Source organism: Streptomyces sp. NPDC005576, assembly GCF_042871745.1.
Lineage (GTDB): Bacteria > Actinomycetota > Actinomycetes > Streptomycetales > Streptomycetaceae > Streptomyces.
In genome coordinates, this window is the sequence record NZ_JBIAJC010000001.1 from 89,568 (window position 1) to 106,367 (window position 16,800).

Annotated in this window: 13 protein-coding genes; 11 read left to right on the forward strand and 2 right to left on the reverse strand. The window is 69.6% G+C overall.

Going from position 1 to position 16,800, the window contains the following annotated elements; genetic code table 11:
* Positions 1-158: 158 nt before the first annotated feature.
* The 3 genes from ACFYPN_RS00440 to ACFYPN_RS00450 all read left to right on the forward strand — a co-directional run bounded on the left by ACFYPN_RS00440 (position 159) and on the right by ACFYPN_RS00450 (position 3,527).
* Complete coding sequence (locus ACFYPN_RS00440; RefSeq protein ID WP_389296564.1) at positions 159-1,646, forward strand: MFS transporter; 1,488 nt, start codon at positions 159-161, stop codon at positions 1,644-1,646.
* 303 nt (positions 1,647-1,949) lie between these two features.
* A complete protein-coding gene (locus tag ACFYPN_RS00445; protein ID WP_389296565.1) occupies positions 1,950-2,360 on the forward strand; it encodes a peptidase inhibitor family I36 protein in 411 nt (136 codons plus the stop codon).
* 429 nt (positions 2,361-2,789) lie between these two features.
* Complete coding sequence (locus tag ACFYPN_RS00450; RefSeq protein WP_389296309.1) at positions 2,790-3,527, forward strand: GntR family transcriptional regulator; 738 nt, start codon at positions 2,790-2,792, stop codon at positions 3,525-3,527.
* Between the two features lie 185 nt (positions 3,528-3,712).
* Here the strand turns inward: ACFYPN_RS00450 and aceE are convergent, their stop codons facing one another.
* Positions 3,713-6,445, reverse strand: coding sequence for a pyruvate dehydrogenase (acetyl-transferring), homodimeric type (gene aceE / locus ACFYPN_RS00455; protein ID WP_358758585.1), 2,733 nt, complete (start codon positions 6,443-6,445; stop codon positions 3,713-3,715).
* A gap of 500 nt (positions 6,446-6,945) precedes the next feature.
* Between aceE and ACFYPN_RS00460 the strand changes: the two genes are divergently transcribed.
* The 6 genes from ACFYPN_RS00460 (at position 6,946) to ACFYPN_RS00485 (ending at position 11,760) form a co-directional block, all read left to right on the forward strand.
* Positions 6,946-7,383: a DUF3052 domain-containing protein gene (locus ACFYPN_RS00460; RefSeq protein WP_328721967.1), complete on the forward strand. Its 438-nt coding sequence runs from the start codon at positions 6,946-6,948 to the stop codon at positions 7,381-7,383.
* Positions 7,384-7,534: 151 nt separating this feature from the next.
* Positions 7,535-7,993 (forward strand): peroxiredoxin, encoded by a 459-nt coding sequence (locus tag ACFYPN_RS00465; RefSeq protein ID WP_389296310.1) that lies wholly within the window; start codon positions 7,535-7,537, stop codon positions 7,991-7,993.
* Positions 7,994-8,211: 218 nt separating this feature from the next.
* Complete coding sequence (locus tag ACFYPN_RS00470; protein ID WP_275494434.1) at positions 8,212-8,787, forward strand: TerD family protein; 576 nt, start codon at positions 8,212-8,214, stop codon at positions 8,785-8,787.
* Between the two features lie 246 nt (positions 8,788-9,033).
* The gene (locus ACFYPN_RS00475; RefSeq protein ID WP_266703840.1) at positions 9,034-9,609 is read left to right on the forward strand and encodes a TerD family protein; all 576 of its coding nucleotides are present in this window, start codon (positions 9,034-9,036) and stop codon (positions 9,607-9,609) included.
* 68 nt (positions 9,610-9,677) lie between these two features.
* Positions 9,678-10,823, forward strand: a complete 1,146-nt coding sequence (locus tag ACFYPN_RS00480; protein ID WP_358758591.1) for a DUF475 domain-containing protein — start codon at positions 9,678-9,680, stop codon at positions 10,821-10,823.
* Between the two features lie 202 nt (positions 10,824-11,025).
* A complete protein-coding gene (locus tag ACFYPN_RS00485; protein WP_358758593.1) occupies positions 11,026-11,760 on the forward strand; it encodes a Tellurium resistance in 735 nt (244 codons plus the stop codon).
* A 73-nt stretch (positions 11,761-11,833) separates the two neighbouring features.
* Here ACFYPN_RS00485 and ACFYPN_RS00490 read toward each other — a convergent pair whose 3' ends face one another.
* Positions 11,834-12,730, reverse strand: a complete 897-nt coding sequence (locus ACFYPN_RS00490; RefSeq protein ID WP_389296311.1) for a TerD family protein — start codon at positions 12,728-12,730, stop codon at positions 11,834-11,836.
* A 210-nt stretch (positions 12,731-12,940) separates the two neighbouring features.
* Here ACFYPN_RS00490 and ACFYPN_RS00495 point away from each other — a divergent pair, with 210 nt between their 5' ends.
* Together ACFYPN_RS00495 and ACFYPN_RS00500 are read left to right on the forward strand one after the other, a co-directional pair.
* Positions 12,941-14,104, forward strand: coding sequence for an HpcH/HpaI aldolase/citrate lyase family protein (locus ACFYPN_RS00495; protein WP_389296566.1), 1,164 nt, complete (start codon positions 12,941-12,943; stop codon positions 14,102-14,104).
* Between the two features lie 40 nt (positions 14,105-14,144).
* On the forward strand, positions 14,145-16,799 hold the full coding sequence (locus ACFYPN_RS00500) for a phosphoribosyltransferase (RefSeq protein ID WP_389296312.1): 2,655 nt from the start codon (positions 14,145-14,147) through the stop codon (positions 16,797-16,799).
* Position 16,800: the final 1 nt, after the last annotated feature.

Sequence of the window (16,800 nt, forward strand, 5' to 3'; positions counted from 1 at the left end):
GTCAACTGTCAGTCGCTGTCACTATTGTGCCGGACATGACTAGTCAGACCACTGTCGACAAGGCTTCCCGGGAGCCCGAAGACATCACAGTTCCCGTGCCGGGCAAGGGACTTCGTGGCCACCCATGGCTGACGTTGTTCGCCGTGGCGATCGGCGTGATGATGGTCGCGCTCGACGGCACGATCGTCGCCATCGCCAACCCCGCCATCCAGAAAGACCTCAACGCCTCCCTCGCGGACGTCCAGTGGATCACGAACGGCTACATGCTGGCGCTCGCGGTCTCGCTGATCACCGCGGGCAAACTCGGTGACCGGTTCGGCCACCGCCAGACGTTCCTGATAGGCGTCGTCGGCTTTGCCGCGGCGTCCGGGGCCATCGGCCTCTCCTCCAGCGTCACCTTCGTGATCGTCTTCCGCGTGCTCCAGGGCCTGTTCGGCGCCCTGCTGATGCCCGCCGCGCTCGGCCTGCTGCGCGCCACCTTCCCGGCCGAGAAGCTCAACATGGCCATCGGTATCTGGGGCATGGTCATCGGTGCCTCCACCGCGGGCGGCCCGATCCTCGGCGGTGTCCTCGTCGAGCACGTCAGCTGGCAGTCCGTCTTCTTCATCAACGTGCCGGTCGGCGTCGCCGCGCTGGTGCTGGGTCTGCTGATCCTCAGGGATCACCGCGCCGAGAACGCGCCACGTTCCTTCGACATCGGCGGCATCGTCCTGCTCTCGCTGGCGATGTTCTGCCTCATCTGGGCGCTCATCAAGGGCGCCGAATGGGGCTGGGGCGACTACCGCACGGTCGCCTTCCTCGTCGCGTCGGTCGTCCTCTTCGTGGCCTTCGCGCTGGTCCAAAAGCGCGTCCGTGAGCCGCTGATCCCGCTGGCGATGTTCAGGTCGGTCCCGCTGTCGGCGGGCGTGATCCTGATGGTGCTGATGGCCTTCGCCTTCATGGGCGGCCTGTTCTTCGTGACGTTCTACCTCCAGAACGTCCATGGGATGAGCCCGGTCGACAGCGGTCTGCACCTGCTTCCGCTGACCGCCATGATGATCGTCGCCTCGCCGCTGGCCGGCGCCCTCATCACCAAGTTCGGTCCCCGGGTCCCGCTGGTCGGCGGCATGGTCTGCACCGCCGTGGCCTGCTTCGGCATGTCCCAGCTGACCATCGGTACGGGCACCCTGACCATGTCCATCTGGTTCGCGCTCCTCGGCCTCGGCCTCGCCCCCGTCATGGTCGGCGCGACCGAGGTCATCGTCGGGAACGCCCCCATGGAGCTGTCCGGTGTCGCCGGTGGCCTCCAGCAGGCGGGCATGCAGGTCGGCGGCAGCCTCGGCACGGCCGTCCTGGGCGCCGTGATGGCGGCCAGGGTCGACTCCCTGCTGCCCGGCAACTGGGCGGACGCCGGTCTCCCGAAGCCCTCCGGGGCGCAGCTCTCGCAGTCCTCCTCGGCCATTGAGGTCGGCATGCCGCCCATCGCCCCGAACACCCCGCCGGAGATCGCCGCGAAGATCACCGCGGTCGCGCACGACACGTTCGTGTCCGGCATGAGTACCGCGTTCGTGGTGGCCGGCAGCGTCGCCGTGATCGCCGCGGTGGTCGCCCTCTTCACCAAGCGGGGTGACAACGCCGAGGCCGGCGCCGGAGTCGGCCACATCTGACCCCTCCCGCCCCCGGCGCATCCGCGTCAACACCACGCCCGCACAGCCCCGTCGGTCCAAACCGGCGGGGCTGTCGCCTATCCGGGTGGTCCCGCTCCGAACCCCTTCCCCGGGCCCGTTGCGGCAGGTCAGGGTTTGGCCAAGAGAAACCGCACGAGCAAGAAACCGCACGACCACGGGGATTGATCCACCATGCGCAACACCGTCATCGCGGCCTTCCTGGCCGCCACCGCCCTCGTTCCCGCCGCATCGGCCGTCGCTCCGGCGGCCACGCCCACCGCGACCCGGGGCACGTACACCACCGTGCCGACCGCCGACACCGCCCGGTCCGACACCGCCCGGTCCGACACCGCCCGTTCCGCCACCGTCCGGTCCGACACCGCCCGGCCCACCACTGCCGCGGGTGTGCCCGGCAGGGCCTCGGGGGTGCGGCTGGGGGAGTGCGCGGCCGGTCAGCTCTGCCTCTGGAAGAAGCCGGACTTCACCGGAGGCCGCCTCAACCGGGACCTGTCCGCCGTCGACATCGAGAGCTGCGTCCCCCTGCCGGCCGGAAGCGACGCGCAGTCCTTCGCCAACCGCACCGGCCGCAACGTCACCCTGTACCAGTCGGCCGAATGCGGTGAGACGGGCGAGTTCGAGACCTACCCCGGCAGCGGCACCTGGGTCCCGCGCTCCCCTTACCAGGTACGGGCCTTCAAGATCTGGGAGAACTGACCACGCGGGCGGCACGAGCTCGCGGGGGCGGAGGCGATTTCGCCACCTCCGCCCCGGGGAAGCATCTGTGACGTACGGTCACCGTGGGCCGCGGAGTTCGTGGAAGGATTCTTAGGGCCTGTACGGGGTTGGCCCGCGGCGTCGCGGGGCTGGGCACGCGCGCTCGCGGCGTTGCCGGAACGCGCTGGTAGCTCCGCTACCAGGGCGCTCCGGCGCCTTGCGGTCGCACGCACCCAGCCCCGCTCCTTCTTCCGCGCGACAACCCCATACAGGCCCTGGGCCACCCGGTACGTCGCCCATGTGCCCGGTCGCTCTGCGAAGTTGTTCGGTCCGATGCGTTGACGACATCTTCGCGGTACATCTAGCTTCATCGCGTCGTACTTCGTACGTCATATATGAGACGCGATATGCGAGATGCGAGAGCCCCTCATGACTTTTGCGCCCACCCCGATCCCGTCCAGGACGCAGTTCGTACTGGAAGCGATCAAACACGCGATCCTGACCGCCCAGTTGCAACCGGGACAAGCACTCGTCGAGACCGAACTCGCCGCGCAGTTCGGGGTGTCGAAGACGCCGGTGCGCGAGGCGCTGAAGACGCTCGCCGGCACCGGTCTGGTGGTCATGAGCCAGTACAAGGGCGCCACCGTCCGGCTCGTGGACGCGGAGATGGCGCGCGAGGTCTACGACGTACGCCTGCTCCTCGAACCAGAGGCGCTGCGCCGTACGATCACCGGCGGGGCGTCCCTGGAGGCGGCCCAAGAGGCCCTGGAACGGGCCGACTCGGCAGCCGACAAGGCCGACAGATCGCTGGCCAACCGGGACTTCCACCGGGCCCTCTACCTCTCCTGCGGCAATCCCCTGCTGGGCCGGATGCTCGACGAGGTCCGCGACCAGGCCGCGCTCGTCTCGACCGTCGCCTGGGCGGCCGACCCGTCCTGGGAACGCGAGGCGGCCGAGCACCGGGAGATCCTGCGACTCGCGCTGGCCGCCGACGCGGCCGGTGCCGCCGCAGCCCTCCACGACCACATCGCGTCGTTCCTCCGCCGCGCCTTCCCGGGTGATGAACCCGGCGACCCCGCCGGCCCCACCGCCCGGACGGACCAGGGAGTGACGGGAGGGTCGGGCCCGGACGCACGGGACTCGCCGAGACCGGTGCCCGCGAGCTGACACCCACCCCCTGACCCGTACGCCCGCCCCGCACACCCGACCCGCACGACCGACGTACACAGCACACCGCCACCCACCGCCTGAGCAGCACTCGCCTGGGCGGCCTGTCGACAACGCCGCCGGCCGGCCCCGGGCGTACCCGGGGCCGGCCGGCGAGGTGGAGCTCATGGAGCGGGGTCGCCGCGTCAGGCGTCGCCGCCCGCCGCGCCCGGTTCGGCCGCCGCCACGTCCAGCAGCTCGTACCGGTCGACCGCCGTCTTCAGCGCCGAACGGTCGATCCGCCCCTCCTTCGCCAGCTCCGTGAGGACCGCCAGCACGATCGACTGCGCGTCGATGTGGAAGAACCGGCGGGCGGCACCGCGGGTGTCCGCGAAACCGAAGCCGTCCGCGCCCAGCGACTGGTACGCCCCCGGCACCCAGCGCGCGATCTGGTCCGGAACCGCGCGCATCCAGTCCGACACCGCCACGAACGGCCCCTCGGACCCGGAGAGCTTCCGCGTCACGTACGGGACGCGCTGCTCCTCCTCCGGGTGGAGCAGGTTGTAGCGCTCGGTGTCCACGGCCTCGCGGCGCAGCTCGTTCCAGCTGGTCGCCGACCAGACGTCCGCCCGCACGTTCCACTCCTCGGCGAGGATGCGCTGGGCCTCCAGCGCCCACGGGACCGCCACGCCGGACGCCATGATCTGCGCCGGGATCTCGCCGCGCTCGCCGCGCCGGAAGCGGTGGACACCGGCGAGGATGCCCTCCACGTCCACGTCGGCGGGCTCGGCGGGGTGCTGGATCGGCTCGTTGTAGACGGTGAGGTAGTAGAAGACGTCCTCACTCTTCTCGCCGTACATCCGGCGCAGGCCGTCCTTGACGATGTGCGCGATCTCGAACCCGTACGCCGGGTCGTAGGCCACGCACGCCGGGTTGGTCGAGGCGAGCAACTGCGAGTGGCCGTCCGCGTGCTGGAGCCCCTCACCGGTCAGGGTCGTACGGCCGGCGGTCGCACCCAGCACGAAACCGCGCGCGAGCTGGTCGGCCATCTGCCAGAACTGGTCACCGGTGCGCTGGAACCCGAACATCGAGTAGAAGACGTAGACCGGGATCAGCGGCTCGCCGTGCGTGGCGTAGGCAGAGCCCGCCGCGATCAGCGACGCCGTGCACCCCGCCTCGGAGATGCCGTCGTGCAGCATCTGCCCGGTCGGCGACTCCTTGTAGGCCAGCAGGAGTTCGCGGTCCACCGCCTCGTACTGCTGCCCCAGCGGGTTGTAGATCTTCGCGCTCGGGAAGAACGCGTCCATGCCGAAGGTGCGGTACTCGTCCGGAGCGATCAGCACGAACCGCTTGCCGATCTCCTTGTCCCGCATGAGGTCCTTCAGGATGCGGACGAACGCCATCGTGGTGGCGATCGACTGCTGCCCCGAACCCTTCTTCGCGGCCGCGTAGGTCTTCTCCTCCGGCAGCGCCAGCGGCTTCGCGCGGACCACCCGGGTCGGCACGTAACCGCCCAGACTCTGCCGCCGGTCGTGCATGTACTGGATCTCCTCGGAGTCCCGGCCCGGGTGGTAGTAGGGCGGGTACCCCTCGTCCAGCTGCTTGTCCGTGACCGGGATGTGCAGCCGGTCGCGGAACCGCTTCAGGTCCTCGGTGGTGAGCTTCTTCATCTGGTGGGTCGCGTTGCGGCCCTCGAAGTTCGGCCCGAGCGTCCAGCCCTTGACTGTCTGCGCCAGGATCACCGTCGGCTGGCCCTTGTGCGCCTTGGCCGCCGCGTACGCCGCGTAGACCTTCTTGTGGTCGTGGCCGCCGCGCCCCAGGTGCAGGATCTGCTCGTCGGACATGTCCTTGACCATGTCCCGCAGCCGCTGGTCCTCGCCGAAGAAGTGCTCACGGATGTACGCGCCGGTCTCCGTGGCGTACGTCTGGAACTGGCCGTCCGGCGTGGTGTTCAGCTTGTTGACCAGGATGCCCGTGCGGTCCTGCGCGAGCAGCGGGTCCCAGGAACGGTCCCAGACCAGCTTGATGACGTTCCAGCCGGCACCCCGGAACTGCGACTCCAGCTCCTGGATGATCTTGCCGTTGCCGCGCACCGGGCCGTCGAGCCGCTGAAGGTTGCAGTTGACGACGAAGGTGAGGTTGTCCAGGCCCTCGCGGGCGGCGATGGACAGCTGGCCGAGCGACTCCGGCTCGTCCATCTCGCCGTCGCCCAGATACGCCCACACGTGCGACTTGGAGGTGTCGGCGATGCCGCGCGCCTCCATGTAGCGGTTCATCCGCGCCTGGTAGATCGCGCCGAGCGGGCCGAGGCCCATCGATACGGTGGGGAACTCCCAGAAGTCCGGCATGAGCCGCGGGTGCGGGTAGCTGGACAGACCGTTCGGCGCCTTCGACTTCTCCTGGCGGAACGCGTCGAGCTGCGCCTCGCTCAGCCGGTCCAGCAGGAACGCACGGGCGTAGATGCCCGGCGAGGCGTGCCCCTGGAAGAAGATCTGGTCGCCGCCGTCGCCCTCGTCCTTGCCCCGGAAGAAGTGGTTGAAGCCCACGTCGTAGAGCGAGGCGGAGGAAGCGAACGTGGCGATGTGGCCGCCGACGCCGATCCCTGGACGCTGCGCCCGCGAGACCATCACGGCCGCGTTCCAGCGGGTCGCGTTGAGGACCTTGCGCTCGATCTCCTCGTCGCCGGGGAAGAAGGGCTCGTCCTTCGTGGCGATCGTGTTGACGTAATCGGTACTGCGCATCTCCGGCACGGCGACACGCTTCTCGCGCGCCCGCTCGATGAGGCGGAGCATCAGATAACGGGCCCGCTCACGGCCGCGCTCGTCCACTGCGGCGTCGAGTGAGTCCAGCCATTCCTGGGTCTCCTCGGGATCGAAATCCGGGACCTGGCTGGGAAGGCCGCCAATGATGATCGGGTTGCGATCGGATCCGGAAGGCACGCTGTTCCTTCGCTGTCGGTGCTGCTACGGAGTCTGCTGCGGGGCTGGTCCACCGGGGCGCGAAGCCCAAGGACGTCTGCGGCGTCCGAGGATTCGCCACCTTCCATCGTGTACCGCCGGAGGCCGTACGTCACCTCTACCGCAGGGTAACCAACGGGTTACCGGACACCCGCCCGGGGCAGTAGCCAGAAGGCGGAACGGGGCGCCGGACCAAATCGCAACCATACGCCCAACCCGTCCAAGCGTTCCCAAACGCTGTTCGGCGGCGAATGCCGGAGCGAAACGGCATAAGCTGAGGAAGGACGTATACGGGCCGGGTGCTTCCGGCACCCCGGCGCGGACGGGCCGGAAGTTGCGGCGACGTGGCAGGGAACGTCACCGTTTAGGCGGTCTGGAGCGCCGGGTACTTGCGCGATTCGCCGAGCCCGTGTGGACTACGGCCAGCGCCGCGCGTACGCGCGTGGCTCAAGCATTTTCCGAACATGATCAGGAGGCAACCCGTGAGCGCGACCGCGGACCACGCGGAGGAGCGGACCAATCTGGCCGAACGGCTGGGGTTCGAACCCAATCAGGTGGTCCAGGAGATCGGCTACGACGACGACGTCGAGCTGGAGCTCCGCGAAGGTATTGAAGCCACCATCGGTGGGGAACTCGTCGACGAGGAGTACGACGACGTCGCCGACGCCGTCGTGTTGTGGTTCCGCGACGAGGACGGCGACCTTACGGACGCGCTGGTGGATGCCATCGGCCTGATCGAGGACGGCGGTACGGTCTGGCTGATGACGCCGAAGACCGGCCGTGACGGATACGTCGAACCCAGCGACGTCAGCGACGCCGCCCAGACCGCCGGTCTCTCCCAGACCAAGAGCATCAGCGTGGGCAAGGACTGGACGGGGACCCGTCTGGTCACGCCCAAGACGGCCAAGGCCAAGCGCTGACTGAGGCAGCACCCCCGTAGTACCCGGAAGGCCCCCGACGGCATCGCGCCGCCGGGGGCCTTCCCGCGTCCCGCCGCGGCCGCTGCGTAGGCTGAGCCACGCTCCCGGCGGACCGGCCCGGGGGCGGTGACGCCAAGCGAAGGGACACCCCATGGCGATCGAGGTCGGCTCCCAGGCCCCCGCGTTCGAGCTCAAGGACAACCACGGCCGGACGGTCACGCTCTCCGAGTTCCGCGGCGAGAAGAACGTCGTGCTGCTCTTCTACCCGTTCGCCTTCACCGGCGTCTGCACCGGCGAACTCTGCGCCCTCCGCGACGAGCTGCCGCGCTTCGAGAACGCCGACACCCAGCTCCTCGCCGTCTCCAACGACTCCATCCACACCCTGCGGGTCTTCGCCGAGCAGGAGGGCCTGGAGTACCCGCTGCTCTCCGACTTCTGGCCGCACGGCGAGGTCTCGCGCGCGTACGGCGTCTGCGACGAGGAGAAGGGGTGCGCGGTGCGCGGCACCTTCATCATCGACAAGGAGGGCGTGGTGCGCTGGAGCGTGGTCAACGGCCTGCCCGACGCGCGGGACCTGAAGGAGTACGTCACGGCGCTCGAAGCCCTCTGAGCGGCCCGTCGCCGGGCCGCCGCACGGCTCGGCGGCGTCTTCCCGCCCCTCTCCGGCCCTCCGGGGTGGGGGTCTTCCGCTCGTGGAGAACTCCCGCCCCGCCCGTCCAAAAGCCTGCTTTGGCCGGGAACCGGTCACTAGGATCCATTCGTTGATCCGGTATCACGCACGACGGGGACGCTGGTGTCTGCCGGCCCCTACTACCTATGGGAGGACTCGTGGGAGTCAGTCTCAGCAAGGGCGGCAACGTCTCGCTGACCAAGGCCGCGCCCAACCTCACCGCTGTCATCGTCGGCCTGGGCTGGGACGCCCGGACGACCACCGGCGGCGACTTCGACCTCGACGCGAGCGCTCTGCTGGCGAACGCCGAGGGCAAGGTCGGCAGCGACGGCAATTTCGTCTTCTTCAACAACCTCAAGAGCCCGGACGGCTCCGTCGAGCACACCGGTGACAACCTCACCGGTGAGGGCGAGGGCGACGACGAGGTCATCAAGGTCAACCTCGCCGCCGTTCCGGCCGACGTCGACAAGATCGTCTTCCCGGTCTCGATCTACGAGGCCGAGAGTCGGCAGCAGAGCTTCGGCCAGGTCCGCAACGCGTATATTCGCGTGGTCAACCAGGCCGACAACTCCGAGCTGGCCCGCTACGACCTCAGTGAGGACGCCTCCACCGAGACCGCCATGGTCTTCGGCGAGCTCTACCGCAACGCGGGCGAGTGGAAGTTCCGCGCCATCGGCCAGGGGTACGCCTCCGGCCTGCGGGGCATCGCGCAGGACTTCGGCGTCAACGTCTGACCCGCGGGCCCCGGCCCGAGGGCGGGAACCAGCAGCAGAGCGCCCGGCGCCGCACCTCTCGTGCGGCGCCGGGCGCGCTTTGCCCACCGCACCGCGTCCGCACGCGCGGCGCCCGCACCGCACGGCCGGTCCGGCGTGTCCGGGTGCGGACCGCCCGTACGGGGCATGCTCTGCCGCACGGACCGACTGTGCCGTGGGCCGAGAAGCAGATCCGCACACACGAGAACGAATCGGGGAGGACACATCATGGGCGTCACACTCGCCAAGGGAGGCAATGTCTCCCTCTCCAAGGCCGCACCCAACCTCACCCAGGTGCTCATCGGCCTCGGATGGGACGCGCGATCCACCACCGGAGCCGATTTCGACCTGGACGCCAGCGCGCTGCTCTGCCAGTCGGGCCGGGTGCTCGGCGACGAGTGGTTCGTGTTCTACAACAACCTCACCAGCCCCGACGGCTCCGTCGAACACACCGGGGACAACCTCACCGGTGCGGGTGATGGTGACGACGAGTCCGTCATCGTCCACCTCGATCAGGTGCCGCCGCACTGCGACAAGATCGTCTTCCCCGTCTCGATCCATGAAGCGGACAATCGAGGGCAGGCTTTCGGCCAGGTCAGCAACGCCTTCATCCGGGTCGTGAACCAGGCCGACGGCCAGGAACTCGCCCGCTACGACCTCAGTGAAGACGCCTCGTCCGAGACGGCGATGATCTTCGGCGAGCTCTACCGCTACAACGGCGAATGGAAGTTCCGTGCTGTGGGACAGGGGTACGCGTCAGGTCTGCGCGGCATCGCTCTAGACTTCGGGGTCAACGTTTCGTAAAGCCGCGCTCGCGCGGGGGGAGTCCCGCACTACGGGGGAGACCCGTTACATACACGATGGGGTAGCCAGTGCTTCTGAAAACCTTCGGCTGGTCATTCGTGATCACCGCGCTCGGCCTGGTCGCGGCGGCGTTCTACGGGGGGTGGCAGGCTTTCGGCGTCGTCGCGATCCTGGCGGTCCTGGAGATCTCGCTGTCCTTCGACAACGCGGTGATCAACGCCGGCATCCTGAAGAAGATGAGTGCCTTCTGGCAGAAGATCTTCCTCACGGTCGGCGTGCTCATCGCCGTCTTCGGCATGCGACTGGTCTTCCCCGTCGTGATCGTGGCGATCAGCGCCAAACTCGGTCCCATCGAGGCGATCGACCTCTCGTTCAACGACCCGGACCGGTACAAGCAGCTCGTCACCGACGCGCACCCGTCGATCGCGTCCTTCGGTGGCATGTTCCTGCTCATGATCTTCCTCGACTTCATCTTCGAGGACCGGGACATCCAGTGGCTCCGCTGGATCGAGCGCCCGCTCGCCAAGCTCGGCAAGGTCGACATGCTGTCGGTCTGCGTCGCGCTGATCGTCCTGCTCGTCGCGTCCCTGACCGTCGCCACCCACGCCCACCAGCACGGCGGGGCGCACGCGGACAAGACGTCCACGGTGCTGCTCGCGGGCGTCGCCGGTCTGATCACCTACCTCGTCGTCGGCGGACTCTCGGGCTTCTTCGAGAACAAGCTCGAAGAGGAGGAGGAGCGTGAGCACGAGGCGGAGGAAGCGGCCCGGAAGAGCGGCAAGTCCGCCGCCCCGGTCGTGCTGGCCGGCAAGGCCGCGTTCTTCATGTTCCTCTACCTCGAGGTCCTGGACGCGTCCTTCTCGTTCGACGGTGTCATCGGCGCCTTCGCCATCACCAACGAGATCGTGCTGATGGCCCTCGGCCTCGGCATCGGCGCCATGTACGTCCGTTCGCTCACGGTCTACCTGGTCCGCCAGGGCACCCTGGACGACTACGTCTACCTGGAGCACGGCGCCCACTACGCCATCGGCGCCCTCTCCGTCATCCTCCTCGTGACCATCCGGTACGAGATCAACGAGATCATCACCGGCCTCGTCGGTGTGGTGCTGATCGCCTGGTCCTTCTGGTCCTCGGTCCGGCGCAACAAGGCGCTCGCCGAGACGGAAGAGGGCGGCAGCACACTGGTCGACGCCGGCGACGGCGGAGTCCGCTGACGTTCTGGCCAGAAGTCTCCTGCGCCGGGTGTGTGACCCGGCGAGGAAAGAGGGAACGCTCTCTGCGGGGCGGTCCGCGCGGCACGGCTCCGGAGTACCCGGGCCGGTCCGCCGGCCGCCCCGCAGTGACGTGCGGGACGCGCGAAGGCGGACCGGAGCACCGGCCCGCGAGGACGCGCAGACAGTTAGGTGGGGATGGGGGATGGGCTTCTTCGACGGCCTGTGGCCGGCACGCACGGCGCAGTTCGAGTCGGGCAGCGCGGCGACGAACTCGATTCAGCTCTCACGACGCAACGCCACGGTGTCGCTGAACAAACAGGGAGCGCTCACCGGGAACCTCCGGGTCAACCTCTCCTGGCGGATGCGGACCTCGGACATCGAGGGCCGCTCGCGCCAGGGCACCCGGCTGCGGAACCCGCTGAAGCTCTTCCAGCCGGAGGTCGTGCAGGCCCACACCCAGGGCATGGTCAACGTCGACCTCGACCTCGGGTGCATGTACGAGCTCATGGACGGCACCAAGGGCGTGGTGCAGCCCCTCGGCAATCTCATCGGGGACCTGAACGACCCGCCGTACATCCGGCTCAGCGGGGACGACCGTTTCGGCGCGCCCTCGGGGGAGACGGTCTACGTCAACATGGACCACCGCGACAAGATCAAACGCCTGCTGTTCTTCGTCTACATCTACGACCAGACGCCGGCGTTCGACCGTACCCACGCGATGGTCACGCTCTACCCGGGCAACGGCCCGCGGATCGAGATCGAGCTCGACGAACGCGCTCCGCAGGCCCGCTCCTGCGCCGTGTTCACCGTGGAGAACGTGAAGGAGGAGCTGATCGTGCGCCGCGAGGTGAAGTTCGTCTACGGATTCCAGTCCGAGCTCGACCGGCTCTACGGCTTCGGCCTGCAGTGGGGCCGCGGTTACAAGTCGCGTGCCTGACCGCCCGGGGCGCGCCGCGAAAGCAGCACCGGCCGCCCGGAGGGCGGGGCCGGCGGGACGTCCGGAACGCGGGCTAGGACCGGACGAACTGCGGGCCCTGCGGAGGCAGCACGAAGTGCGGGTCCGGTGCGGGCGCGGCGGCGGCCGCGGGTTGCGGGTAGCCGTACGCGGGGGCGCTCGTCGCGGGCTGCGGATAGCCGTACCCGGCGGTGGCGGGCTGGGGATAGCCGTACGCCGCCGGGGCGGTGGCGGGCTGGGGATAGCCGTACCCGCCCTCCCGCACCGGCGGGGCGGCGGCCGGCTGCGGGTAGCCGTACCCGGGCTGCGGCTGGGGGACGGTGAGGTCGGAAGCGGGCTCCGGGGCGGTCTCCCCCTCCCCGTCGGGCGCGGACCGGCCGGACGGCTCGTCGGACTCCTCGCCGTCGTCCACCGAAACGCCGAAGGCCGTAGCGAGCCCGATCAGCCCGCTCGGATAGCCCTGGCCGACCGCACGGAACTTCCAGCCGTCCCCGCGCCGGTAGAGCTCGCCGCAGATGATGGCGGTCTCCTCACCGGTCTCGGGCCGGATCTCGAACACGGCGAGCGGGTCGCCGTCCGCGGCCGTCGCGTCGTACAGCGATATCCGCAGGTCGCGGACGCTCCCGAAGCTCGCACCGTCCGAGGAGGCGGCGATCACCACCTGGTCCACCGAGGGGTCGAGCGCCGCAAGATCCGCTTCTACCGTGTCCGTCAGCCCGTCGGTGACGCTCCGCTTCGGCAGCCGCCGCACATGGCCGGAGGGATGGCGGGGCTGGTTGTAGAAGACGAAGTCCTCGTCGAAGCGCACCCGCCCCGAGGAGCCCAGCAGCAGGGCCGAGGCGTCCACGTCCGGAACGCCCGCCCCGGGAGTCCAGCGCAGCACGGCCCTCACGGCCGTGGCATCGAGGGGGACGTTCGAACCCTTCAGCATCCCTTGCGTCATGCCCGTCATCCTGCCTGTTGGCGGCTCCGCCGGACAACGCGGGGGCCGTAAACCGGTATCCGGCGGTAGAGCTGAGCTGCCGTACCTTACCGTGCCGGAGCCCTCCGACACGGGCGAGTTACCCGAAGTTCACATATCCGGGGAACTGCGGACACCCGTCCATACGTACTATTACCGGCCATGCGTTGTTCGATCGATCAGGCGGTACGGGGGAAAATCATGCGTCATTTCGGGCACATCTCACCTGCTGCCCGGCAGGGACTGTTCTTCCAGGAACCATGCGAATTCGATGCGAGCGCTTCCGCCCGCGTGCTCTCGGCCGCATTGGGCGCCACTCTCTACGCTCCGGCCACCCGGCCCCGGCTCGCCGACGACGTGGTGAAACAAGCCTCGCGCGGCGTGATCTCCATGGTCCTCTGCCTGGAGGACTCGATCGCCGACACGGAAGTGGAAGACGCCGAGAAGAACCTGGTCAAGCACTTCGGCGACCTCGCCGAGCGGGACGCGGCGATCCCGCTCCTCTTCATCCGGGTGCGCGAGCCCGAGCAGATCACCGACCTGGTGAACCGCCTCGGCGCCTCCGTCCGGCTGCTGTCCGGCTTCGTACTGCCGAAATTCACCGAACAGCGCGGAGAACTCTTCCTGGCGGCACTGACCCGCGCGCAATCGGTCTCCGGGCAGCGGCTCTTCGCCATGCCGGTGCTCGAATCGCCGGAACTCCTCCACCTGGAAACCCGTACCGAAACGCTCCGGGGAATCGCGCGGGTCGTCGGCACTCACCGTGAGCACATTCTCGCGCTACGGCTCGGTGTCACCGACTTCTGCTCCGCCTACGGGCTGCGAAGGTCCTCCGACATGACCGCGTACGACGTCCAGATCGTCAGCGCCGTCATCTCCGACGTCGTCAACGTCCTCGGACGCGCGGACGGCACCGGATTCACGATCACCGGCCCCGTCTGGGAGTACTTCCGCAACCAGGAACGCATGTTCAAACCGCAGCTGCGCCGCAGCCCCTTCCAGGAGGGCCGGGCGGAGAAACTCCGTACCGCGCTCATCGAGCACGATCTGGACGGGCTGCTCCGGGAGATCGAACTCGACCGGGCCAACGGGCTCCTCGGCAAGACCTGCATCCACCCCTCGCACGTGGACCCCGTGCACGCGCTCTCCGTCGTCAGCCACGAGGAATTCACCGACGCCCAGGACATCCTGCGCCCCGAGCGCGACGCCGGCGGAGTGCTGCGCTCCGCGTATACGAACAAGATGAATGAAGTGAAACCGCACCGGGCGTGGGCCGAACGCACTCTCCTGCGCGCCGAGGTCTTCGGCGTGGCACGCGAGGACATCGGCTTCGTGGACCTGCTGGCCGCGGCCGGGGAGAAGTGAGCGCGTACCGATGAGCGGGCGGGCGACCGAGGAAGAGAGCATGGACGTGGTGTGGTCGGGCAGCTGGGTGGCCGAGCGGCTGGGAGTCGCTCTCACCGGCGATTCTGAGATCAGGGAGATGCTGGGGCTCGCCCTCCGGCGTAACCCCCGGCGGGCCCATCTGCTGGTCTCGCACGTTCTCGGCAAGCACGTACCGCAGCTTCCGTCCGTCGTCCACGGCGCCGGGGTCGACCTCGGCCGCAGGGTGCGCGAACTGCTCGGACCCGAGAGCGAACGGGCGATCGTCCTCGGCTACGCCGAGACCGCCACCGGACTCGGCCACTCGGTCGCCGACGGCATCGGCTCGGTGCCCTACCTCCACTCCACCCGCCGCCCGGTCCCCGGTGTGGTCCGCGCCGGCGGCTTCGAGGAATCGCATTCGCACGCCACCTCCCACCTGCTGCTCCCGGAGGATCCGGCGCTGCTCGCCGGCCCCGGTACGCTGGTGCTCGTCGACGACGAGTTCTCCACCGGCAACACCGTCCTCAACACCATCCGGGCGCTGCACGACCTCTATCCCCGTGAGCGGTACGTCATCGTGGCACTCGCCGACATGCGCTCACCCGCGGACCAGGGCCGGCTCGCGGAGTTCGCCGCCGAGATCGGCGCCCGCGTCGACCTGATCGCCCGCGGCTCCGGCACGGTCGTACTGCCCGAAGGGGTACTGGAACGGGGCCAGGCCCTCGTCGCCGAACAGGAAGCCGCAGAGGCCGCAGCCGCCGCAGAGGCGGAAGCGGCACAAGCGGCGGCACGAGCAGCGGAGGCGGCGGAGGCCGCCGAGCCCGAGGGCGGCACGGGGCCCGAGGGCGGCACGGGACCCGAGGGCGGCACGGGACCCGAGGGCGGCACGGGGCCCGAGGGCGGCACGGGGCCCGAGGGCGGCACGGGGCCCGAGGGTGACACGGGGCCCGAGGGTGACACGGGGGCCGACAAGGCCGCCGGCATCGTCCGGGTCGACCTGGGCTGGCCCGAGGGCCTGCCGGACGGGGGCCGGCACGGCTTCACCCCCGCCCACCGCACCACCCTGGAACACGCCCTCCCGGACATGGCCGCCCGGATCCTGGCGGCCCTGAACGACGAGCCCGACGCGGACGCGAGCGGCACCGCCACCTCCGGCCCCCGCCGCCCCCGGCGCGTTCTCGTCCTCGGCTTCGAAGAGCTCATGTACGCCCCGCTGCGCCTCGGCACCGCGCTGGAACAGCTGACCGACGCCGAGGTCCGCTACTCCACCACCACCCGCTCACCCGTCCTCGCCGTCGACGACCCCGGCTACGCGATACGCAGCCGGCTGGTCTTCCCGGCCCACGACACCCCGGCGGACGGCCCGGGCGACCGGTACGCCTACAACGTCGCCGGAGCCGGCTTCGACGCCATCGTCGCGGTGATCGACTCGCACGCCGACACACCCGAACTCCACTCCCCCGAAGGGCTGCTGGCCCGCCTCGCCGCCCACAGTGGCCGAGTGCTCCTCGCGGTCGTCCCCTCGTACACCCCCGAACGGCAGGAATTCACGATGCTGCCCGAGCCCCTCAGAGGCCCCGCATTCTCCTCGTACGCCGCCGAGGACGTCGGCTGGCTGCTCCAGGACCTCTCGGACACCGAGCTGGAGGCCCCCACGGAGGAACGCGAGGAGGCGATACAGAGCGGTGGCGCGCACTACGCCGAATCGCTCCCCGTGGAGTACCAGCCCACCCCCGCCTACCAGGCACTCTTCCAGGCCGCCCTGGAAACCTCCGCCGCCCGCATCGCCCGCGCGGTCGGCACCGTCACCGAGACGGTCCTCGCCGAACGCGGCCCCCGCCCCGTGCTGGTCTCGCTCGCCCGGGCCGGAACCCCCGTCGGCGTCCTGATGCGCCGCTGGGCCCAGCACCGCCACGGACTCGACCTGCCGCACTACGCCGTCTCCATCGTGCGCGGCCGGGGCATCGACGCCAACGCCCTGCGCTGGCTGGCCGCCCACCACGACCCCGCCGACGTCGTCTTCGTCGACGGCTGGACCGGCAAGGGTGCCATCACCCGCGAACTCGCCATCGCCCTGGAGGAGTTCGAGGGATTCAACCCCGAGATCGCGGTTCTCGCCGACCCCGGAGGCTGCGTCCGTACCTACGGCACCCGCGAGGACTTCCTCATCCCGTCCGCCTGCCTCAACTCCACGGTCTCCGGCCTGATCTCCCGCACCGTGCTCCGCGCCGACCTGGTCGGCCCGGACGACTTCCACGGCGCCAAGTTCTACCGGGAGCTGGCCGGTTCGGACGTCTCCCTCGACTTCCTGGAGACCGTCGCCGCCCGCTTCGACGACGTCGCCGACGAGGTGGCCGAGGAGGCGAAGGCCCTGCTCGCCGCCGACCGCGCCCCCACCTGGGAAGGCTGGGCGGCCGTCGAGCGCATCAGCGAGGAGTACGGCATCCACGACGTCAACCTCGTCAAGCCCGGCGTCGGCGAGACCACCCGGGTGCTGCTCCGCCGCGTCCCCTGGAAGATCCTCGCCGACCGCCGGGCCGGCGCCGACCTCGACCACGTACGGCTCCTCGCGGAGCAGCGCGGGGTGCCCGTCGAGGAGGTCGACGGACTCCCGTACAGCTGCGTCGGCCTGATCCACCCCAAGTACACCCGGGGCGCGACCGGTGCCGACGGCAAGGCGGTGACGGAACAGTGAC

What these genes read in the sequence shown, in the direction of transcription:
- ACFYPN_RS00440 (WP_389296564.1), top strand. Translation starts at nt 159, where the DNA reads ATGATGGTCGCGCTCGACGGCACGATCGTCGCCATCGCCAACCCCGCC.
- ACFYPN_RS00450 (WP_389296309.1), top strand. Translation starts at nt 2,790, where the DNA reads ATGACTTTTGCGCCCACCCCGATCCCGTCCAGGACGCAGTTCGTACTG.
- ACFYPN_RS00465 (WP_389296310.1), top strand. Translation starts at nt 7,535, where the DNA reads ATGGCGATCGAGGTCGGCTCCCAGGCCCCCGCGTTCGAGCTCAAGGAC.
- ACFYPN_RS00475 (WP_266703840.1), top strand. Translation starts at nt 9,034, where the DNA reads ATGGGCGTCACACTCGCCAAGGGAGGCAATGTCTCCCTCTCCAAGGCC.
- ACFYPN_RS00485 (WP_358758593.1), top strand. Translation starts at nt 11,026, where the DNA reads ATGGGCTTCTTCGACGGCCTGTGGCCGGCACGCACGGCGCAGTTCGAG.
- ACFYPN_RS00490 (WP_389296311.1), bottom strand. Translation starts at nt 12,730, where the DNA reads ATGACGGGCATGACGCAAGGGATGCTGAAGGGTTCGAACGTCCCCCTC.
- ACFYPN_RS00495 (WP_389296566.1), top strand. Translation starts at nt 12,941, where the DNA reads ATGCGTCATTTCGGGCACATCTCACCTGCTGCCCGGCAGGGACTGTTC.
- ACFYPN_RS00500 (WP_389296312.1), top strand. Translation starts at nt 14,145, where the DNA reads ATGGACGTGGTGTGGTCGGGCAGCTGGGTGGCCGAGCGGCTGGGAGTC.